The following is a 20009-nucleotide window of genomic DNA, read 5'->3' as shown; positions in this document are numbered from 1 at the left end:
TGTAAAAAGAAAATTTCTGTGATGATTGTCTTATTAAACGGATGGTTCGATGCCTTCCGGCTCCGTAAAATACGCCTCACATCTATTGACCCTGAGAATACAGGTTTGATGAACATAACCTGTTAGTCTAAAAATCGCAGATTATTTTATGAGGAAGTACCGATTTGGCTACAAAAATCACACCCCGCTTGATCGAGCTAACTTACGAAGCTGTACTCAAGTCTTATTGGCGTAAGAATGCCCTTCGGAAATTTCTCATTGCATCACATGTCGCTAGTAACTTTGTCGCTACGTGGTCAGAAGATGAGTCAAAACGTGACTTACTGGACCGTCTTTTCCAAAAATTACAAACTACAGACAAAGGCAATGCGGTAATTTATCAAATGGCAAGAAGCTTGTCAGAGCAATCTACATTCCCCGATCTTAGAAACTGGGAAGACTCTACTCAAAAAATTCAAGATGCTAGCAAAGCAGTTCAAGAGCTCAAAGCTTATTTGAAAAAGCAAGATGAAGAGATTAAACATGAGAGGGAGCGCGAAGAAACTCAGCAGCGTGCCCGAGTTGAAAGAGAGCGTATTCAACGATCTCTAACCGACAAAACGAAACTTCAACAGCATCTTGATGCAATGCACCCGAATGTAGGTACTCAAGAAGGTGGCTACGCATTTGAAGACTGGTTTTACCAATTGCTTGATTATTGTGAAATACCTAATAGAAGGCCATATAAAACTGACGGAAGGCAAATTGATGGATCTTTAACACATGAAGGCACCACCTACCTTGTAGAATTAAAGTTCACAAAAGATCAGTCAGGAGCCACAGACATTGATTCGCTTAAAGCGAAAGTCAATAAAATGGCCGATAACACAATGGGAATAATGATTTCAATCAGCGGCTACAGTAATGTGGCGATCTCTGAGGCATCCTGGAAGCAAGACAACTTTAATAATTATGGATGCCAGCCATTTGTATCTATTCCTGTCTGGATCAATGGCCTTTGGTGAAATAATTTCAAGAGTAAGGCGCCATGCCTCACAAACAGGTGAAGCATATCTACCAACAAGTAAGTTTCATAGCTAATATGATTAGCCTTTACTGATATAGAACAACGCAGGCCCCTTCCCATGAACACAATTTGGCTTTAGCCAAGAGGATACGATGGATAGCATTGACAAACCCAAACAAACAAAAAACAGTTTCTCATCAAAGAGTTTGTGGTCTTCACATCTCAGATTTTAGTATTTTTCTTTGTAGCTGTGTTGACTAGCAGTCTCTTATCTGATGAAAAAGCCCTAGCTGAACTTGCTGCTACTAAAATAAACAATGGCAGTTTAAAAGAACTATTGTTAACTTTTTCAGCTATCTTGTTTGTTATTGGCTGTTTTACCACAGTTCAGAAATTGACGGACAGTGAGTTGGTCAATGAACTCATTGATGAAATTCTTTTTGAACTTCCAAAAACCATTTACTTCTTTGGAAGTAGCATAAGTGGTGTGATGCTTGCCCTTGCAACATTTATCGCATTTTCCACTACTGAAGATAATAACTCAACGAAAGGTTACTTCATAATAACCATTATGTTTGCCATAATGGCCTTTTGTTATGGCGCCACTGTAAGTTATCTTTTGAAAAGGAAGACCCAGATTGCACCACCAAAACCTGATAAAGCAGACAAGCCCGATTAACAATTAGCTGAAATATATTTTTATATATGAAAACATATTGCAGCGAGGTGTATCTGGCTTCGCCCCCCCACCCCGACATCCGAGTTACGCGGTCCCACGGAACATTCTCTGTACATCCTGTTGCTGCTCTGGTGAAGCCTTGATAAAGGCCTGTAGTTGGCGCGATGTGATTGATGATGGGGGAATCGCCCTGCGTCAGGTCATATATGTTGGGCTTCCAAAACAAAGCCCAACATTCGTATCTCGAATATCATTCACCCGGTTTATGCTTGTGCGGCCTGAGTGCAGGATGTTCCTTTTGCTTTTCAGGTGTAACCCGTTGCCGCTTATCTGGTGTTCCGTCTTCATTTTTTCTTTTCGGACCAGGTTTGATTCCCATCATTAACTCCCTCTAACAGTGGTTTACGTGGAAATAATAGTTATGGCTGCGCATCCGGCTGATTGGCGGGAGCCGCCTTGATAAAGGCCTGCAACTGCTCGCAGTTGGCGACGATGCGCGCGATGGTGGGGTAGTCGTCCAGCGTCATGTTGAAGCGGCGGGCGTTATAGACCTGGGGCACCAGCATGCAGTCCGCCAGGGTCACCTCGTTGCCCACGCAATAGACGCCGGCGGTGGTCATCAACAACTGCTCCAGGGCGGTGAAGGTCTCGTCAATCCAGTGGCGATACCAGGCATCGCGCGCCGTCTTGCCCTGCCCCAGCTCCTGCTCCAGGTAGTTCAGCACCCTCAGGTTGTTGAGGGGGTGAGTGTCGCAGGCGATCATGTTGACTATCTGGCGCACCCTGGCCCGCTCCTCGGGAGCGGAGGGCATCAGGGGGTAGGCCGGATAGGTCTCGTCGAGGTACTCCATGATGGCCACCGACTGACCCAGCTGCACATCCCCGTCGATGAGAAAAGGCACAAGCCCCTGGGGATTGACCCGGCGATAGGCCTTCTCTTTCTGCTCACCCTGTCTCAGATTGACCGGGTGCTGCTCATAACCAAGTCCCTTGAGTTGCAGCACCAGACGTACGCGAAAGCTGGCCGATGAACGCCAATATCCAAACAACTGCAGCATATTATGTCCCTATGGTGGCAGGTGTGCGCCACCTGCCGTGTCGCCTGGCCGACCTTGGCCGGCCCAAGCCTTGCTAGCTCGTCTGACTGGCGCCCCCTTGCGTGACCCGTTGCAAAATGGTGCCAAACAGACTCATCCCGTTGCGATCCTGCATCGCGATGGACACTGTATCACCAAAGCGAAGAAAGGGTGTAGTGGCTTGACCTGACTCGATAATTTCCAGCATCCGCCGCTCGGCGAGGCAGGAGGATCCCCGGCTTCTGTCGTAGTTGGAGACGGTGCCCGAGCCTATGATGCAGCCAGCGCCAAGGGGTCTGGTCCTGGCCGCGTGGGCGATCAGCTCGAAGAAGTTGAAGGTCATGTCCAGCCCTGCATCCGGCTCCCCGAACAGGGCGCCGTTGAGCTGGGTCACCAGGGGCAGATGCACCTTGCCCTGCCGCCAGTCGCCGCCGAGCTCGTCCGGGGTGATGGCCACCGGCGAGAAGCTGCTGGAGGGTTTGGACTGGAAGAAGCCAAAGCCCTTGGCGAGTTCCCCGGGAATGAGGTTGCGCAGACTCACATCGTTGACCAGCATCAGCAGCTTGACGTGCTCCTCGGCCTTCTGCGCGCAGGTGCCCATGGGCACGTCGTCGGTGATGACGGCCACCTCAGATTCAAAGTCGATGCCCCACTCCTCCGACCCCATGACGATGGGGCCGCGGGGGGCGAGGAAGCTGTCGGAGCCCCCCTGGTACATCAGGGGATCGTGCCAGAAACTCTCGGGCATCTCGGCGCCGCGCGCCTTGCGCACCAGCTCCACGTGGTTGACGTAGGCGCTGCCGTCGGCCCACTGGTAGGCGCGGGGCAGCGGGGAGAGACAGGCCGTCTCATCGAAGGGGAAGGCATCGGGGCAGGCGCCGTCGTTGAGGGCCTGATAGACGGCGGTCAGCCGGGGGGCGAGATCGCTCCACTCGTCCAGCGCCCCTTGCAGGGTGGGGGCTATGTCGGCCACGGCCACCGCCCGGGTCAGATCCCGGCTGACCACCACTAGGGCGCCATCGCGCTTGCCATTGTTCAAGGTTGCCAATTTCATATCGAATTCCTTATTTGCCGGGGGTGCCGTCTGGCCGCTGCCAGCTGGACACATAGTGGGGATTCTCTATCCCCTCGCAGATCTGGCCGACTCCCAGGGCATCCCGGGTGTCGAGCATCACGGCCACCTCGTCGGTGAAGGTCTTGGCGTGGGCCTGCCCCGCCGCAAAGGCCTTGGGATGGGGACCGTGAGTGAAGCCGGCGGGGTGGAAGGTGACCATGCCCCGCTCTATGTTGTCCCGGCTGAAGAAGTCCCCGGCGTGGTAGAAGAGCACCTCGTCAAAATCGTCGTTGCTGTGATAGAAGGGCACCCGCAGCGCCCCGGGATCGCTCTCTATGGGGCGCGGCACGAAGGTGCAGATGACGAAGCGGCTCGCCACGAAGGTGGAGTGGGCCGACGGCGGCAGATGGTAGCGGTGGCTCATCAGGGGGCGGATGTCCCGCCAGTTGAGGCGCACCACGCACAAGTCCCCGTGCCAGCCCTGGGCATCCAGGGGGTTGAAGGGCCAGGTGATGACAGAGACCTGATCGTGGCGCTTGACTTGCAGCGACCAGGGATCCTCGTCCTGCTGGGCCAGGAAGCGCTCGTTGATGGCGGGCACGTCAAGGGCCGCCGGATCGAAGATGGCGTGGTTGCCCACCAGCCCCTTGTCCGGCAGCTGATAGCTGTCCTCGGTCGCCTCTATCATCAGGATGAACAGCGGCGCCGTCGGCTCGATGCGCCACATGGTGCCGCGGGGGATCACCAGGTAGTCCCCGTCCCGCAGGGTGAGATGGCCGTAGTCGCAGAAGAACTCCCCGCCCCCCTCGTGGATGAACAAGAGCTCGTCGCCGTCGGCGTTGCGCACCAGAAACGGCATTCTCTCGGTCAGGCGCCACATCCGGTAGCGGCAGTGGGGGTTGCTGAGCAGATCCGGCATCACCCAGGGGGAGAGGGAGCTCACCTCCTCCTGCAGCTCATTCAAGTCGAACGCCCGCGGCCGCAGCGGCCCCTCCCAGTGGCTCCAGTCGGTGGGGGCATGCTTGTGGTGCATGTGGGTGGCGGGGCCGAAGAAGCCGGAGCGCCCGAGCTCGCGCTCGTAGATGGCCTGCTCGGGCAGATCGGCGTGGGCCTGGCGGGAGTGGGTCCCCTCCCGGTGGGGAAAACTTATCCAGTTACGCATGGCTGTGTGTCTCCCATGACATAGATACCGGCCGGCGATCGCCCATATGGTTACGCATCGCTCGGCTCTCCCTTTCTCTCGCCCTGCTCGGCCCCGCTCAGCACCCCACGACGGATCTGATCCAGTTCAATGGATTCGAACAGTGCCTGGAAGTTGCCCTCGCCAAATCCCTCGTTGCCCTTGCGCTGGATGATCTCGAAGAACACCGGGCCTATGACGGTGTCGGTGAAGATCTGCAGCAGGATCCCATCTTTCGTCGGCGAGCCGTCGATCAGGATGCGCAGTGCCTTGAGCGCCTCCAGATCCTCCTGATGCCCCTCCACCCGGCTGTTCACCTTCTCGTAGTAGGTGTCCGGGGTCGGCATAAAGCCGGTGCCGCGACCACGCAGGGTGCGGATGGTCTGGTAGATGTCGCGGGAGGCGAGGGCTATGTGCTGTATCCCCTCCCCCTTGTACTGGCGCAGGTACTCCTCGATCTGGGACTTGTCGTCTGAGGACTCGTTGATGGGGATGCGAATTTTGCCGCAGGGGGCCGTCATGGCGCGGGAATGCAGGCCGGTCAGCTTGCCTTCGATGTCGAAGTAGCGAATTTCCCGGAAGTTGCCGATCCGCTCGTAGAAGTTGGACCAGACGTCCATGTTGCCGCGATGGACGTTGTGGGTCAGGTGATCGATCTCGTAGAGCCCCGCATCCACCTCGGCCATGCGCGCCTGCCAGTCGGGGTAAAAGACGAAGTCCACGTCGTAGATGGAGCCCTGCTCGCCGTAGCGGTCGACAAAGGAGAGGGTGCTCTCGCCGATGCCGTAGATGGCGGGGATGTTGAGCTCCATGGGCCCTATCTTGCCGACGAAGGGCTTGGCCCCCTTGGCGATGGCGTACTGCTGGGCACGGCCCGCATCCGCCACCCGAAATGCCATGCCGCAGACGCTGGGCCCGTGCAGGCTGGCGAACTGCTCCGCCTGGGAGTGAGGCTCGGCGTTGACCACAAAATTGATGTCCCCCTGGCGGTAGAGCCAGCACTGCTTGTGCTTGTGCCTGGCCACCTCGGCAAAGCCAAGAGAAACGAACAGCGCCTTGAGGGCGGCAATGCCCTTGAGATCCGGGGCCGTGTACTCGACGAATTCGAACCCATCGGTGCCGAGGGGATTGATGGTGCGAGAAGGGGAAGAAGAGGTCGTCATGATGCGCTCCTTGCGATGGACTGATAACGAAACGGGTCACGCCGGGAAGGCTAGACAGGCAGCCCGGACGGCGTTGTTAACAACTTGTTTCATTAGAGGCAGGGGCGGAGCAGAAGAGAAGAGGCGGGTTTCAGATAGTTTGGCGAGGGTCAGCGCCAAAAGATGTAAATAGATTGTGACATTGCAGTCTGGGCCTTGCAGACAGCCCCACGGCGCACCGCCGGGCTGTCAGCTTTGCCTTACAGCCGCCAGTTTTTCACCTCGAGATGGGGCAGCTGGAGCCTGGCCTGTTGCAGCCGGCGGACGTCGGGGTTGATGAGCCAGGCCTGCTGCCCCAGCACCAGCAGCGGCAAGTCGTGCAGGCTGTCACTCAAGGCCAGCGTCACCCTGAGGGCGCGGATCTCGGGCAGGATCTTGTGCCGGCCGTGGCAATAAAAACGCGGCACCAGGCCGCCAAGGCGATAGCCCATCCGCGAGCCTGTGATGCGATGGGGAAGCCTTGGCAGCTGTCGATGGAGCTGGGCTCGGACCAGGGCCCGGGGGCTGGCGGAGATGACCCAGCAGCGCGCCCTTTCGGCCATCAGCAGGGAGCGGGCCTCCCGAAAGAGCCCGGGCCGTGTGTGGCAATAGGCCCGCACCAGCTGGCGCCAGCCCGGCGGCGAGAGCCCCAGGGTGATGGCCCACCAGATAAGCGAGATCCCCTGACGGCGCAGGCTGGGCACCAGATACACCAGGCTACCCAGTGCGATCACCGGCAGCAGCAGCAGTGGCCAGCGGCGCCGGCGCAGGATGAAGCGCAGCAGGCCGGCGTGACTGTCCCCGGGCGCCAGGGTGTCGTCAAAATCGGCCAGGATCCAGCCCGAGCCGGGCGCCGCGCGGGAGCTGGTCATTCGCCCAATCCCGCGATGGCGGTGTGCAGCTCGGGCAGGAGGAACAGCGCCCCCTCATCCGGCGGGCAGACGAGGTCGAAGTCCTCCCCCGCCAGGGTAAACTGCAGGCGCCAGGCGTGCAGATAGCCGCGATCGGCGGCCGTGCCACCGTAGCGCACATCCCCGAGGATGGGGGCCCCCACGCTTTTCAAGGCAACCCGGATCTGGTGGGTCTTGCCGGTCCGGGGCTTGATGCGATAGAGCCGCAGCCCCTCCCGCACCGAGACAGAATCGAACCAGCTGATGGCCGGGTTCTCCTGGGTGCGGGCCAGCATCCAGCTGCCGCCACGCCCTTTCTCCATGTCCCCCTTGATCCACCCCTGCTTCTTCTTCGGCTTGCGATCGGAGAGGGCCAGATACTGCTTGCTCACCTCCCGGGCGGCAAAGGCCATGCTGAGTGCGCGGTTCGCCTCCGGGGTGCGGGCCAGCAGCACCAGTCCCGAGGTCATCTTGTCGAGGCGATGGACCGGATAGAGTTCGAGGCCGGTATCCATCTTGACCCGATTGACGAGCCCGGGCTCACCCCCCTCGTCGTGCATGCCAAGGCCAGGGCCCTTGTTGATCACCATGAAATCTTTGTGCTGCAACTGTATCCGGTACATCTATAACCCTTTAGAATGTGATTTGTTAACAAGTTGAATGCGGGCCTGCTGGCCACCCCATGGATCCTCAGCACAAGAATCGCACGGATGAAGAGATACTTGTTTTGGCTGCTACTGCTTGGCGCCAGTTATGCTTCCCCTGTCCTGGCAAGTGACCGTCCCCATGAGCCTCCGGATCGGGTCGTCTTGCAGTTGCGCTGGCTGCATCAACCCCAGTTCGTGGGCTATCACATGGCCAAGGCGAAGGGGTACTATGCCGATGCCGGACTGGATGTCGAGATAAGGCCAGGCGGCAAGGGGATAAGCCCGGTCCAGGAAGTGCTCAGCGGGCGCGCCGACTTTGGCGTCGGCAACACAGAGGTGCTCACCAGCTACGCCAATGGCGAACCCCTGCTGGCCCTCGCCAGCGTCTATCAGCACTCCCCCTCCATCTTCCTGGCCCGTCGCGACAGCGGCATTCTCACCGTTGCTGACATGCGTGGCAAACGGATCATGATGTTCCCCGGCCATCAGGATGCCGAACTGCTCGCCACCCTCTACTATCAGGGGCTGCACGAACGCCAGCTCATCCCTGTGCCCACCTCGGTCAACATAGACGATCTGATCGCGGGCAAGATCGACATCTTCAACGCCTATCTCAGCAACGAGCCCTTCTATCTGGAGGAGCGCGGCATCTCGGTCTCCGTCATCAATCCGCGCAACTACGGCATCGATTTTTACAGCGACATCCTGTTCACCACCCAGAACGAGGAGCGCGTCAACCCGGAGCGGGTGGCAAAGTTCCGGGCCGCCAGCCTCAAGGGGTGGCGCTACGCCCTCGCCCACCCGGCGGAGGCCATCGACCTGCTGCGCAAGGAGTATGGCGTCAACCGCAGTCAGGCCCACATGGAGTACGAGCTGCAGATGAGCAAGGAGATGATACAGCCGCTCTATGTGGAGATCGGGTATATGAATCCGGATCGCTTCGCCCACATCATGCAGCAGCTGGTCGAGATAGGCCTGGTTCCGAGGGCGGTGCCTCTGACCCGCTTGCTCTATCAGGCCCCCTCCGCGCAGTGGATCTTCTGGCGCCCCTGGTTCTTGCTGAGCCTGGGGGTCGGCGCCCTCATCCTGCTGCTCTCCCTCTATCTGCTTGTCAGCAACAAGCGGCTCAATCGGGAGGTGACCCTGCGCAAGTTGCGCGAGCAGGAGATACTGCAGCTGGCTCGCCTCGATCCCCTCACCGGCCTGCCCAATCGCCTGAGCCTGATGGAGCAGTTGAAGGAGCAAGTTCAACTCGAGGATCCCGGCTGCCTGCTGTTTTGCGATCTCGATGACTTCAAGCGCATCAATGACAACTTCGGCCACAGTCAGGGGGATGCCATCCTCTGCCAGCTGGCCAACCGGCTCCATGACGCCATCGGCCACCAGTGCTATTTTGCCCGGCTGGCGGGGGATGAATTCATCCTGCTGCTGCCCGGCTACAGCAGCGCCCAGGCACAGGATGTGGCCGAGGTGATCCGGCACGCCATGCAGGTCCCTTTCGTGGTCAATGGCCAGGCCATGCAGGTCGGGATCAGCATAGGGGTCAGCCACTACCAGCGGGGCTGGAGCACGGAGCAGTGGCTGATCCAGGCGGACAGGGCCATGTATTGCGACAAGAGCGGCGGCTTCATTGCGCTGGCTGAGCAGACGAGCTGACGGCGGCCTAACCCACTCCGCCGCAGCGCCCATGCAAGAAGGCCACCCTAAGGTGGCCTTTTGTCATCCTGTGTTTGCTCGAGGCAGCCGTCAGCCGAAGGTCTGCCCCAGGGACTTGAGCTGGCGCGCCTTGGTGAGCAGGATGTCGCTCGAGGCATCCATGTCGTGCATCTTGTTGCTGTTGGCGTGGGAGTGCTGGGAGATGACGTTGACGTTTCGGCTGATGTCCTCCACCACCGCCTGCTGCTCCTCCGCCGCCGCCGAGATCTGGGTCGACAGATCCACCACCCGCTCTATCTCGGCCAATACCTGGTGCAGGCTCTGTGAACCCTGCCGGGTCAGGGTCACGCAGGACTGGGTCTGCTCCAGGTTCTGCTGCATCATCCCCTTCCAGCCATTCAGGGTGCGCTGGATCTGCCCTATGCTGCCCTGGATCTGCTCGGTCGCCTTGTGGGTCCGGGTTGAGAGGGTGCGCACCTCGTCCGCCACCACGGCGAAGCCGCGCCCCTGCTCTCCCGCCCGGGCCGCCTCTATGGCGGCGTTGAGGGCCAGCAGATTGGTCTGATCCGCTATGCCCTGGATCTCGCTCATCAGGATCCCGATGCGGTCCGACTCCTCCGCCAGCGCCACCGCCGCCGTGAAGGCGTGCTCCGCCTGGGTGGCCAGCTCGGTGACCCTGTGCTGGGTATCCTCCAGCTGCTGGTCGGTATGCTGGCAATGCACCTTGGCCTGGGCAATCTGGTTGTCCGTCTCCTGGATGTTGCGGGCTATCTCGTGGGCCGTCGCCGCCATCTCTGTGATGGCGGTCGCCACCTGCTGGGTCTGGATGTCCTGCTCGGCGATGTCGGCGCTCGCCTCGCTGGAGGCGGTCTTGAGATGGACCGCCAGATCCTGCAGGGAGAGGGTGGCGTCGTCCACCCGCCCGAGCACGGTGCGGATCCTGGCCTGCAGCAGCTTGATGTGGAAGTCGGCAATGGCGCTGGGTTCATCCCCCGAGTAGATGAGCCGGGTCAGGCTGTCGTACTCTTCGGCCAGCTGGCTCAGGTAACGGGGGGTGGTGATGAGGGTATGACGATAGAGGAGGCCGAGCCACAAGAGCGGCAGCAGCATCAACAGGGCCCCCAGGGGCCCCGTCAGATAGGCGCCCGCCGCCAGCATCAGCAGCAGCCCGGCGATGGCCACCCCATGGCGCACGGGGCGCAGACGCAGGCCCCCCTTGCGCTCCCCCCGCTCCACCGCCTTCAGCCTGGCGTAGGTGCGGGCGGCGACGGCCTTCATCCCGGGCTCGGCGCGGCTGCGCACCGACTGGTAGCCGCTTATCCGCCCCTGCTCGAAGATGGGGGTGACATAGGCATCCACCCAGTAGTAGCGACCATCCTTGCAGCGGTTCTTCACCATGCCGCGCCAGGGCTTGCCCTGCTTCAGCTTGCCCCAGAGATCGGCGAAGGCCGCCTTGGGCATGTCAGGATGGCGCACCATGTTGTGGTGCTGGCCTATCATCTCTGCCCTGCTGTATCCCGCCACCCGGCAGAAGTGGTCATTGGCATAAGTAATGACCCCCTGAAGATCCGTGGTGGAAACCAACTGTTCACTGGACGGAAAATCCACCTCTTCATCAACGAGATGAATCTGGGTTCTGTTCATGGCGCACGCCTCTTGTTTGATAACTCAGTTAGCGTAGTCAAGCCATGGCAGCCAGGCCAACGCGGCCCCTCAGGCAGTGGGGATGACTGAGAGACAGGCCTCTGGATCCATGATGGCGCCCTCAGTTTTCCGCCGCCGGGCGGCATTCACGCTCCCGGATCAGCTTCTTGTTCACCTTGCCGACACTGGTCCTGGGGATCTCCTGCACTATGTGGATCTGGCGCGGAATGGCCCAGCGATTGATGCGACCGCTGTCGACGAACCCCTGCAGGTGGGCCTTGATGGCCTGAGCATCCAGATGCGACCCCTCCTTGCCGACCACCAGGGCCAGGGGCCGCTCCCCCCACTGCTCGTCCGGCACCCCGATCACGGCCACCGCATGAACGGCGGCGTGGGCGCTGATGAGGCTCTCCAGCGCCAGCGAGCTTATCCACTCGCCCCCTGTCTTGATCACATCCTTGATGCGATCCCTGATCTCCACAGTGCCGTCCGGGGTGATGGAGGCCATGTCCCCCGTGTGCAGCCAGCCCCCTTCCCAGAGCTCGGCCCCCTTGCCCGGCTCTTTCAGGTAGCCCTGGGCCAGCCAGGGTGCACGCACCACTATCTCCCCCATGGTCTGGCCATCGTGGGCCAGCGCCCGGCCCTGCTCGTCGATGATGCGCAAGTCCACCAGGCCGATGGGTTTGCCGGTGCGGATCCGCAGCGGCAGTTGCTGGGCCATGGGCAGTGCCAGCTCCTCGGGAGCGAGGTGCACCACGCACAGCAGCGGGCAGGTCTCCGACATGCCGTAACCGGCGTGCACCAGTATCCCCTGTCGGTGAGCCTGGGTCGCCAGCCCGAGCGGCAGCGCACTGCCCCCCAGCAGCATCTTCCAGCCCACAAGGGAGGTCTTTGCTGCCTCCTCGCAGTCGAGGATCATCTGCAAGATGGTCGGCACGCAGTGGGAAAAGCTCACCCCCTCGTCGCGGTAGAGCCGCACCAGCTTGTCCGGCTCGTAGCGCCCCGGATAGACCTGCTTCACCCCCAGCATGGTCGCCACATAGGGGACGCCCCAGGCATGGACGTGGAACATGGGGGTGATGGGCATGTAGACATCGTCTGAGCAGAGCAGCGACTGGCCCGCATGGGCCGCCAGGGTGCCCAGTTCGTTGAGGGTATGCAGCACCAGCTGGCGGTGGCTGAAATAGACCCCCTTGGGATCCCCTGTGGTGCCCGTGGTGTAGAACAGGGTCGCCACCGAATGCTCGTCAAAGTCGGGGAAATCGAACTGACTCTGCGCCCCGGCCAAGAGCGTCTCGTACTCCCCGAGCAGGGGCAGTGCGGTGGACGGCAGCTCCCCATCGGTCAGCCGGATATAGCCGCGCACCGTGGGCAGCCTCTCCTGGATGCTCTCCATCATGGGCAGGAAGTCGTCATGAACCAGCACCAGATGATCCTCGGCGTGGTGCATGGTGAAGGCGATCTGCTCCGGCGAGAGGCGCACGTTCACCGTGTGCAGCACGGCGCCTATCATGGGCACGGCGAAGAAGCATTCGAGGGAGCGGTGGCTGTCCCAGTCCAGCAGGGCGACCGTGTCCCCCGGCCCTATGCCCGAGGCCGTCAGCAGGTTGGCGAGGCGGTGGATGCGCTGGTTGAGGGTGCGATAGTCATAGCGCAGTCGATCTGCATAGACTATCTCCCGGTCCGGGTGCTGACGCACCCCGGATAACAGCAGGCTCTTGATCAGCAAGGGATAGGCATGGGCTCCCTGGGCTGGCGGTATGATCCTTGTCTTCACCATACGGACTCCTTCCGATTCGTGTCTGGGCGCAGGGGAGCCAGTCTCCCCTCGCCATCTGGGTTAGCGGGCGTCGAGACGCCGCAGCAAGGCCTCGGCATGGGGCCAGGGGCCAAATCCGCTCGCCGGGTTGAGGTGTCCCACTGTCCCGGCATCCACCAGCTCGCTCCCCCAGTCCTGGGCCAGGGCACGCACCGCCGCCGGGCTCGCCAGGGGATCGTTTTGGCTCATCACCACCAGGCTCGGGAACGGCATCTTCATGCGGGGCAGCGGGTGCCAGCCTCCGGCCTGCATGGCTTGCGGGCTCGGGTAATGGGATGGCCAGCTGGCGTCCAGATCCGGCGGCGTCACCAGCAGGGCGCCCCGGATGGGGTGACGATGCAGGGCCGCGCCCTGCTGCGCCACCCAGTGAGCCAGCATCAGCACCCCGGCGCTGTGGGCCACCAGGATCACCGGGCCCTGGATGCGCGCCAGCGCCTGCGCTATGGCCTCGACCCTGGCCTGGCAGCTCAGCTTGTCCGAGGTCAACGGCGGCACTGTCACCACCTTCTCAAGCCGCTCGGCGAGCAGGGTCTGCCAGTGATCCGCTACGTGGTCACGCAGGCCGGGCACTATCAGTACTGTGGCCTCGGGCTGAAATGTCTTCATCTCTCTTCCCCTGTTCAGGCGCTCCGGCGACGGCCGGATGACATCAGGACCACAGTAAGGTGCCAGGCTACCGGCTGCTTTACCTTGGGTGCCATGGAGTTGTCTTTATATGACAGGAGTCTGATGGCGTGAGCGCCACCGGGCTGCATAGAACCGGACTCGAAAGGCCATGGATCGGGCTGGCACGCAGGGTCATCACATGGCACCTGCGACTAATAGATCAGTTAATAAGCACTTTCCAACTTGTAAACGAAATGATAAAAACCAGTTAACAACAAGCAACCAGCAGATGAGCTGTCGCCATGGGAATTGCATCATGACCCTCCTTGCCAGAGCCGCCACCCTCACCAACTATCTCGATGTCGCCCGCCAGCTGGGCCTCAATACCCCCAACCTGCTGTCGCAGGCCGGCCTCAGCGCCTCCATTCTGGATGTGCCCAATCAGCGCATCCCCGTCTCCACCATCGTCAACCTGCTCGAGCTGTCCGCCCGCACCGGGAACTGCCAGAGCCTGGGTCTGCGCATGGCGGAGCATCGCCAGCTGTCGGACTTTGGCGAGGTCAGCCTGCTGCTGAGCTACCAGCCCAACCTGCGCGAGGCCTTGCAGGTCATAGTGCAGTACATACACCTGTTCAATAATGCCCTGGCCATCTTCATCGAAGAGGCGGGCAAGGCGGTGATCATTCGCGAGGAGATCATCACCGACGCCCCCATGCCGTCGCGCCAGGCCACCGAGCTCGCGGTCGGCGTCATGTATCGCTTCTGTGCGGCCCAGGTCGGGGTCGGCGCCAACTGGCATCCCATCAGCGTCAACTTCACCCATGATGCACCGGCGGATCTCTCCATCCACAAGCGGCTGTTCGGCTGCAAGCTGGAGTTTGGCAGCGAGTTCAACGGCATCGTCTGCCAGGCCGCCGATCTGGACATTCCGAACCCCCTGGCCAACCAGGCCATGGCCCGTCATGCCCGCCAGTACCTCGATACCCTGCTGGTGGAGACCCAGCAATCCCTGATGACGGACGTGCGCAAGGCCATCTACCTGCTGCTGCCCATGGGGCGCGCCACCATAGAGCAGATAGCCCGCACCCTGGGGATGAACGTGCGCACCCTGCAGCGCCATCTGGAGGAGAGCGGCGTCACCTTCAGCGAGCTGGTCAACGACGTTCGCCGGGATCTGGTGATGCGCTACCTGCAAAACTCCGGCTATTCGCTGGGCCACATCGCCGACATGCTGGGCTACTCCATGCCAAGCTCCTTCACCCGCTGGTTCAGCGCCCAGTTCGGCATGCCGCCGGCCACCTGGCGCTCCCGCCACAAGGGCCTGCCCAAGGTGGCCCAGCCCGCCCCCGCCGGCCTCGCCTACGGCTGAGGGCCGGTGCCATCCGCCAGACGAGAGAAGGGAGGCATAAAGCCTCCCTTCTCTTTTTCCTGTGTCACGGCTATTGCTAGCTGACGTCGGTCACCACCGGGGCCCGGCAGGGCTTGGCCCCCTCCTCGGCATCCCCCTCCTGCCGCACCTGGGCTGGCACCGCCTTGGTCCCGGACAGCAGGAAGCAGGAGAGCGCCGGCACCCCGATCAGGGCCCCCAGCATGTTCCACAGGAACATGAAGGTGAGCAGTATGCCCATGTCGGCCTGGAACTTGATGGGGGACCAGACCCAGGCCACCACGCCGGCGGCCAGGGTGATGCCCACCAGCCCCACCACCCGGCCGGTGAAGGCCACGGCCTGGCGATAGGCGTCCACCAGCGACATGCCCTGGCGCTGATGGTGCAGCTGCACGCTCAGCAGGTAGAGGGCGTAGTCCACCCCTATACCGACCCCGAGCGCAATCACCGGCAGGGTCGCCACCTTGACGCCTATGCCCATGGCTACCATCAGCGCCTCGCACAGCACAGAGGTGAGCATCAGGGGCACCAGCGCCACCAGGGTCGCCCGCCAGCTTCGGAAGGTGATGAGGCAGAACAGGGTCACCGCCAGGTAGACATAGAGCAGCATGGTGCGGTTGGCCTCGTGCACCACCAGGTTGGTGGCCGCCTCTATGCCGGCACTGCCCGCGGCCAGCAGGAACTGGCGATCCGCCGTGCCGTTCTCCCGGGCAAACCGCTCGGCGATGGCCACCACGCCGCTCAGGGTCTCGGCCTTGTGATCCTTCAAGTAGGCGATCACCGGCATCAGGGAGCAGTCGGTGTTGAACAGCTCCGGGCTGTTGACCGAGGCCTGCTGGGCCGCATAGTTCAGCACGTTCTGGTTGCGCTGGATGCTGGCGAGCTTGGGGTTGCCCTCGTAGGTGCCGGCGGTGATCTGGCGCACCGCATTGACCAGGGAGCTGGTGGCCTGCACGCCGGGATGCTGTTGCAGCTCCCACCCCAGGCGATCCGCCAGGATCAGGGTCCGGTAGTCGAGGCACCCCTCCGGCGCCGTCTTGATCATCACCGCAAAGAGATCGCTCGAGAGGGCGTAGTGGCCGGTGATGTAGGCGTTGTCCCTGTTGTAGCGCGAATCCGCGCGCAGCTCGGGGGCGCCGCTGTCCAGATCGCCAATCTTGAGGTGCAGGCTCACCAGGTAGCCGCCGATCCCCATCGCCAGACCGAGGATCACCACCACTGTGGCCCACTTGCGCTCGGTGCAGCAGTCCAGCAGTGCCCAGAGTTGGCCGAAGCCCTGATTGGCTGCGGCATGGGTGTCTATCCTGAGCGCCCGCTCGGCCGCCTTGCGGCCCACCCCCACATAGGAGAGGGCCACCGGCATCAGCAGCAAAGAGGTAAAGATGAGCACCGCCACCCCTATGCTGGCGGTGATGGCGAGATCCTGGATGACGGGGATGTCGATCAGCATCAGCACCGCGAACCCCACCGCATCGGCCAGCAGCGCCGTGACCCCGGCGAGGAAGAGGCGGCGGAAGGTATAGCGCGCCGCTATCTGGCGGTGCGTGCCGCGGGCGATGTCCTGCATGATGCCGTTCATCTTCTGGGCCGCGTGGGAGACACCGATGGCGAAGATGAGGAAGGGCACCAGCACCGAGTAGGGGTCGATGGCGTACCCTAGCCAGGCGATGATGCCGAGCTGCCACACCACGGCGATCAGGGAGCACCCCACCACCAGCAGGGTGCTGCGCACGCAACGGGTGTAGAGGAAGATGATGACCAGGGAGGTCGCCACCGCCAGGGCGAAGAAGAGGATCACCTGGATGAGGCCGTCGATGAGATCCCCGACCAGCTTGGCAAAGCCGATCACCCGGATCCTGTACTGGCCCGTCCCCTCCTCCCCCGCCTGGTGGGGCTTGCCGTCAAATTCAATCTGGCTGCGCAACTGCTCGAGGCGCCGGGAGAAGTCATGGTAATCGAGGGGCTTGCCGGTGACAGAGGCCTTGTCCAGCAGGGGCACTATCAGCATGCTGGACTTGAAGTCGCTCGCCACCAGGCTGCCGACGATGCCGGCCCGGTTGATGTTCTGGCGCAGCTGCTCGATGTCAGAGGCCGAGCCCTGATAGGCATCCGGCATCACGGGCCCGCCCTGGAAGCCCTCCTCCGTCACCTCGGTCCAGCGCACCGCCGGGCTCCAGAGGGACTTCATCCAGGCCCTGTCCACCCCTTCGGTCAGGAACAGCTGGTCATTGACCCGCTTGAGGACGCTCAAATAGTCGGGGTCGAAGATGTCCCCCCGGGTATTCTCCACCACCACCCGCACCGAGTTGCCGAGGCCGCGCAGGGAGTCCCGGTTCTCCAGGAAGTTTTTGATGTAGGGCTGGCTCTGGGGGATCATCTTCTCGAAGCTGGGCGCCAGCGCCAGGCGGGTCGCGCCCATGTAGCCAAGCACCAGGGTCGCCAGCGTCATCATCATCATGAAGAGCGCTCTGTGGTTGAACACCAGCCGCTCCAGCAGGTTGCCTGAGTGCCTGTCGAACGCGCTCAGCTCGCGGATCACCGGCATCGAATCTTGCTTCACATGGCCCATGTCTGGATCCTCGTTATCGTTATTGGGCCGTCATCCGGTGACGGCCTGCGTTGAGACGGCTTATTTGACCGCCGCCAGGGTGCGCACCCCGCGGCGGCCCACCAGCACCAGGGCGCCATCGACGGTCAGGGCGGCGCCCGCCACCGGCGATGGCTCGGCCAGGGGGGCCAGGGTCAACGGCTCGTTGCCCCGTTGCCGCAGCATATGGCCGGCCTGGGTGAACAGGCGGAACTGGCCATCGGCCCCCTGCATCGCGGCGCTGATGCTGATGGGCAGCGGGCTCACGAGCCGGGTCCAGTTTTCGCCCCCATCCGTGCTGCGATAGGCATGGCCCCGCAGGCCATAGACGATCACCTCATCCGAGCGGCCGATCAGGCCGAAGAAGCTGCCGTCATAGGGGCTGGGCAGTGAGACGAAGCGCTGCCTCTGCGCTTCCCATTTGCGCAGCAGCCCCTGCTCGCCCACCAGATAGAGGGCGTCACCGGCGGGGGCGATGGCATTGAGGTGGAGCCCGTCCGGGTTGTCGGTGCGATCCTGCATGGGCGTCCAGTGCAGGCCGCCATCCTGGGTGCGCAGTATCAGGTTGAAGACCCCGACCACGTAGCCGACCCTGTCGTCCTCAAACCAGACGTCGAGCAGCGGCTTGTCGGCCCCCTCCTCCACCAGCCGCTGCCCCTCCGCCACCCATTGCGGCCAGGACTCGTTGCCTGGCTCGGCACGGGCCAGCGCCGTGTAATGACGCAAGACCAGTTCCCCGATCTGGCGGCCATCCAGCTGTTTTTGCCAGCTGGTGCCACCATCCTGGCTGTGCAGCACCACGCCATCCCCCCCCACCGCCCAGCCCTGCTCGGGAGTGGGGAAGGTGACGGCGTTCAGATCCGAGCTCACCGGCACCCTGGCCTGCTGCCAGCCCTTGCCTTCGTCGTCGGAGTAGAGGATGTGACCCCGCTGCCCCACCGCCACCAGCCGCGACCCGGCACGGGTCAGATCCAGCAGGGGGCTGTATCGGGCCAGGGCACTCGCCCTGGCCGGCAGATCCAGCACGTCCCTGTATTCGGGCCCCTGCGCAGCCTGCGTCTCCGCCCCCTGCGCGAGTCCCGGCAGCAGCAGGGCGCAGCACAGCCAGGGCGCCAACTTGTTGAATGAACCCATACGTCCTTGTCTCCAGATGCGCCGGACACCCCGGCGCGAAAAGCGGGAGCCGGGTTCGCCTGCGGCGAACCTGGCTCCCGTCAGGATCAGCGGATCCCCGCCCCGGCCAGGGACTCTGGCGACCACTTCGCCTTGGACAGCGAATCGCCGTACTTGATGCCGCCATGGGGGCCCACCACGCCGTTGATGTTGTAGCTGCCCGCCACCAGGTCATAGATCATGAAGGGGGTGGCGTCCGGGGTCTCCTTGTCGTAGCTCTGGCTCAGGAAGGCAAAGGAGCCGCGATAGAGCTGACCACGGGCGTCGTACTGATCGGAGGCCAGCGCCACCCAGCTGTCTTCGTCCAGGTAGAAGCGGCGCTTGGCGTAGATGTGGCGCTCACCGGCCTTGAGGTTGCCCTCCACCACCCAGACCCTGTGCTTCTCCCAGCGCACGTGATCCGGTGACAGGAAGTTGGGGGTGGTCAGCGCCCTGGCATCGGGCTGATAGGTCAGCCGATAGGTGTTGTAGGGGACTATCATTTCCTGCTTGCCCACCAGCTTCCAGTCGAAGCGGTCCAGCGCCCCGTTGAAGACGAAGACGTCGTCATAGGTGCCCGCCCCCGAGGTGCCCGGGTTCGGGGTGTCGTAGGCCAGGTTCGGCGCCAGCTTGACCCGGCGCTGGCCAGGCAGGTACTGCCAGGCCTTGCGCGGCTGCTCCAGGGGGTTGGCGGCGTCGCGCAGCATGATGGCCTCGCCGGCGCGGCGGGCCGGGCCGGTGTAATGGAGCTTCATCTGGTAGTAGGTGTCCCTGGCCGAGACGGGCTTGTTCATGTCCTCGTAGATGGCGTAGTTGATGAAGGCCTGCCCCGTGGTGGAGAGGGCCGCCACCCCGGCGGCGTCCACGTTCCAGGAGTCGTACTTGGTGGCGATGTTCACCCCCTGGTAGCGCAGCAGGAAGTTCCACATCGCCTCGGCCCCGCTCTTGGGGATAGGGAAGGGAATGCCCGGCAGCACCTTGTCCACCGCCATGCCCCCCGCCAGGGTGATGGCGTTCAGCGCGTTCTGCCTGGTGTTGTCCAGCACCGCCTTGGGCAGCGCCACGCTGCGGTGGGTCGGGTAGAGGTCCACCCTGAAGTCCGGGAAGCGCTTGAGCAGCTCCGCCGTGGTGGCGGTCAGCGCCCCCTGGTATTGGGCCGCGTTCTTGCCGGTGATGACCAGGAGCGGCTGCTCGCCCGCATAGGGATCCGGGCGCATACTGTCACCGGCCTTGAAGCCGGCTGGCGGGGTGGTCAGGCCCCCGCTGTAGGCGGGGATGCTGCCATCGGCGTTGGCGGCCGCCTCGGCGCCCACCTGGGTCAGGCTGGTGCCGAGCTGTGCGGCTTCGCTGCTGGAGACGGCGGCCAGTGCCTGGCCCGCGAGGACCAGGGTGAGGGAGGCGGCCAGCATGGTCTTGTTAAATGTCATATCTCGTTCTCCGACTCG

17 protein-coding genes are annotated in these 20009 nt (G+C 62.2%); 4 read left to right on the top strand and 13 right to left on the bottom strand.

Going from position 1 to position 20009, the window contains the following annotated elements; translation table 11 throughout:
* Positions 1-164: 164 nt before the first annotated feature.
* On the top strand, positions 165-1004 hold the full coding sequence (locus AC3WR3_RS09105) for a hypothetical protein (protein ID WP_492291697.1): 840 nt from the start codon (positions 165-167) through the stop codon (positions 1002-1004).
* 210 nt (positions 1005-1214) lie between these two features.
* Positions 1215-1685, top strand: a complete 471-nt coding sequence (locus tag AC3WR3_RS09100; protein WP_492291696.1) for a hypothetical protein — start codon at positions 1215-1217, stop codon at positions 1683-1685.
* 250 nt (positions 1686-1935) lie between these two features.
* On the opposite strand, the gene AC3WR3_RS09095 is transcribed toward AC3WR3_RS09100, so the two are convergent.
* The 7 genes from AC3WR3_RS09095 to AC3WR3_RS09065 form a co-directional block, all read right to left on the bottom strand.
* A complete protein-coding gene (locus tag AC3WR3_RS09095; RefSeq protein WP_275066085.1) occupies positions 1936-2064 on the bottom strand; it encodes a hypothetical protein in 129 nt (42 codons plus the stop codon).
* 40 nt (positions 2065-2104) lie between these two features.
* Positions 2105-2743: a maleylacetoacetate isomerase gene (maiA, locus tag AC3WR3_RS09090; RefSeq protein ID WP_139439539.1), complete on the bottom strand. Its 639-nt coding sequence runs from the start codon at positions 2741-2743 to the stop codon at positions 2105-2107.
* 73 nt (positions 2744-2816) lie between these two features.
* Positions 2817-3815: a fumarylacetoacetate hydrolase family protein gene (locus tag AC3WR3_RS09085; RefSeq protein WP_342058274.1), complete on the bottom strand. Its 999-nt coding sequence runs from the start codon at positions 3813-3815 to the stop codon at positions 2817-2819.
* Positions 3816-3825: 10 nt separating this feature from the next.
* A complete protein-coding gene (locus AC3WR3_RS09080; protein ID WP_492291695.1) occupies positions 3826-4977 on the bottom strand; it encodes a homogentisate 1,2-dioxygenase in 1152 nt (383 codons plus the stop codon).
* A 50-nt stretch (positions 4978-5027) separates the two neighbouring features.
* Positions 5028-6161, bottom strand: a complete 1134-nt coding sequence (gene hppD, locus AC3WR3_RS09075) for a 4-hydroxyphenylpyruvate dioxygenase (protein WP_406569421.1) — start codon at positions 6159-6161, stop codon at positions 5028-5030.
* A 236-nt stretch (positions 6162-6397) separates the two neighbouring features.
* The gene (locus AC3WR3_RS09070) at positions 6398-7048 is read right to left on the bottom strand and encodes an HAD family hydrolase (protein ID WP_492291694.1); all 651 of its coding nucleotides are present in this window, start codon (positions 7046-7048) and stop codon (positions 6398-6400) included.
* Positions 7045-7689 (bottom strand): TIGR01621 family pseudouridine synthase, encoded by a 645-nt coding sequence (locus AC3WR3_RS09065; RefSeq protein WP_454009330.1) that lies wholly within the window; start codon positions 7687-7689, stop codon positions 7045-7047. Before AC3WR3_RS09065 ends, AC3WR3_RS09070 begins: the two co-directional genes overlap by 4 nt.
* Positions 7690-7776: 87 nt before the next feature.
* On the opposite strand from AC3WR3_RS09065, the gene AC3WR3_RS09060 reads away from it, so the two are divergent.
* Positions 7777-9369, top strand: a complete 1593-nt coding sequence (locus AC3WR3_RS09060) for an ABC transporter substrate-binding protein (RefSeq protein WP_492291693.1) — start codon at positions 7777-7779, stop codon at positions 9367-9369.
* A 90-nt stretch (positions 9370-9459) separates the two neighbouring features.
* Here AC3WR3_RS09060 and AC3WR3_RS09055 read toward each other — a convergent pair whose 3' ends face one another.
* The 3 genes from AC3WR3_RS09055 to AC3WR3_RS09045 form a co-directional block, all read right to left on the bottom strand.
* Positions 9460-11013: a methyl-accepting chemotaxis protein gene (locus tag AC3WR3_RS09055; RefSeq protein ID WP_492291692.1), complete on the bottom strand. Its 1554-nt coding sequence runs from the start codon at positions 11011-11013 to the stop codon at positions 9460-9462.
* 121 nt (positions 11014-11134) lie between these two features.
* Complete coding sequence (locus AC3WR3_RS09050; RefSeq protein ID WP_492291691.1) at positions 11135-12793, bottom strand: fatty acid--CoA ligase; 1659 nt, start codon at positions 12791-12793, stop codon at positions 11135-11137.
* 60 nt (positions 12794-12853) lie between these two features.
* The gene (locus tag AC3WR3_RS09045; RefSeq protein ID WP_492291690.1) at positions 12854-13438 is read right to left on the bottom strand and encodes an RBBP9/YdeN family alpha/beta hydrolase; all 585 of its coding nucleotides are present in this window, start codon (positions 13436-13438) and stop codon (positions 12854-12856) included.
* Positions 13439-13754: 316 nt separating this feature from the next.
* Here AC3WR3_RS09045 and AC3WR3_RS09040 point away from each other — a divergent pair, with 316 nt between their 5' ends.
* A complete protein-coding gene (locus AC3WR3_RS09040) occupies positions 13755-14807 on the top strand; it encodes an AraC family transcriptional regulator (RefSeq protein WP_454009334.1) in 1053 nt (350 codons plus the stop codon).
* 76 nt (positions 14808-14883) lie between these two features.
* On the opposite strand, the gene AC3WR3_RS09035 is transcribed toward AC3WR3_RS09040, so the two are convergent.
* From AC3WR3_RS09035 to AC3WR3_RS09025, 3 genes are all read right to left on the bottom strand, one after another.
* Positions 14884-17394, bottom strand: a complete 2511-nt coding sequence (locus AC3WR3_RS09035; RefSeq protein ID WP_492291689.1) for an efflux RND transporter permease subunit — start codon at positions 17392-17394, stop codon at positions 14884-14886.
* Positions 17395-17454: 60 nt separating this feature from the next.
* A complete protein-coding gene (locus tag AC3WR3_RS09030) occupies positions 17455-18546 on the bottom strand; it encodes a WD40/YVTN/BNR-like repeat-containing protein (RefSeq protein WP_492291688.1) in 1092 nt (363 codons plus the stop codon).
* Between the two features lie 86 nt (positions 18547-18632).
* The gene (locus AC3WR3_RS09025; RefSeq protein ID WP_492291687.1) at positions 18633-19991 is read right to left on the bottom strand and encodes a DUF1329 domain-containing protein; all 1359 of its coding nucleotides are present in this window, start codon (positions 19989-19991) and stop codon (positions 18633-18635) included.
* Positions 19992-20009: the final 18 nt, after the last annotated feature.

Source organism: Aeromonas sp. EU05-FHT14A05, assembly GCF_058791175.1.
Note: the sequence above shows the minus strand (reverse complement) of the source record. Positions and strands in the feature narration are given on the sequence as shown.

What these genes read in the sequence shown, in the direction of transcription:
- AC3WR3_RS09040 (WP_454009334.1), top strand. Translation starts at nt 13,755, where the DNA reads ATGACCCTCCTTGCCAGAGCCGCCACCCTCACCAACTATCTCGATGTC.
- AC3WR3_RS09055 (WP_492291692.1), bottom strand. Translation starts at nt 11,013, where the DNA reads ATGAACAGAACCCAGATTCATCTCGTTGATGAAGAGGTGGATTTTCCG.
- AC3WR3_RS09065 (WP_454009330.1), bottom strand. Translation starts at nt 7,689, where the DNA reads ATGTACCGGATACAGTTGCAGCACAAAGATTTCATGGTGATCAACAAG.
- AC3WR3_RS09045 (WP_492291690.1), bottom strand. Translation starts at nt 13,438, where the DNA reads ATGAAGACATTTCAGCCCGAGGCCACAGTACTGATAGTGCCCGGCCTG.
- AC3WR3_RS09060 (WP_492291693.1), top strand. Translation starts at nt 7,777, where the DNA reads ATGAAGAGATACTTGTTTTGGCTGCTACTGCTTGGCGCCAGTTATGCT.
- AC3WR3_RS09080 (WP_492291695.1), bottom strand. Translation starts at nt 4,977, where the DNA reads ATGCGTAACTGGATAAGTTTTCCCCACCGGGAGGGGACCCACTCCCGC.
- AC3WR3_RS09095 (WP_275066085.1), bottom strand. Translation starts at nt 2,064, where the DNA reads ATGGGAATCAAACCTGGTCCGAAAAGAAAAAATGAAGACGGAACACCA.
- AC3WR3_RS09030 (WP_492291688.1), bottom strand. Translation starts at nt 18,546, where the DNA reads ATGGGTTCATTCAACAAGTTGGCGCCCTGGCTGTGCTGCGCCCTGCTG.
- maiA (WP_139439539.1), bottom strand. Translation starts at nt 2,743, where the DNA reads ATGCTGCAGTTGTTTGGATATTGGCGTTCATCGGCCAGCTTTCGCGTA.
- AC3WR3_RS09085 (WP_342058274.1), bottom strand. Translation starts at nt 3,815, where the DNA reads ATGAAATTGGCAACCTTGAACAATGGCAAGCGCGATGGCGCCCTAGTG.
- AC3WR3_RS09035 (WP_492291689.1), bottom strand. Translation starts at nt 17,394, where the DNA reads ATGGGCCATGTGAAGCAAGATTCGATGCCGGTGATCCGCGAGCTGAGC.
- AC3WR3_RS09025 (WP_492291687.1), bottom strand. Translation starts at nt 19,991, where the DNA reads ATGACATTTAACAAGACCATGCTGGCCGCCTCCCTCACCCTGGTCCTC.
- AC3WR3_RS09070 (WP_492291694.1), bottom strand. Translation starts at nt 7,048, where the DNA reads ATGACCAGCTCCCGCGCGGCGCCCGGCTCGGGCTGGATCCTGGCCGAT.
- AC3WR3_RS09050 (WP_492291691.1), bottom strand. Translation starts at nt 12,793, where the DNA reads ATGGTGAAGACAAGGATCATACCGCCAGCCCAGGGAGCCCATGCCTAT.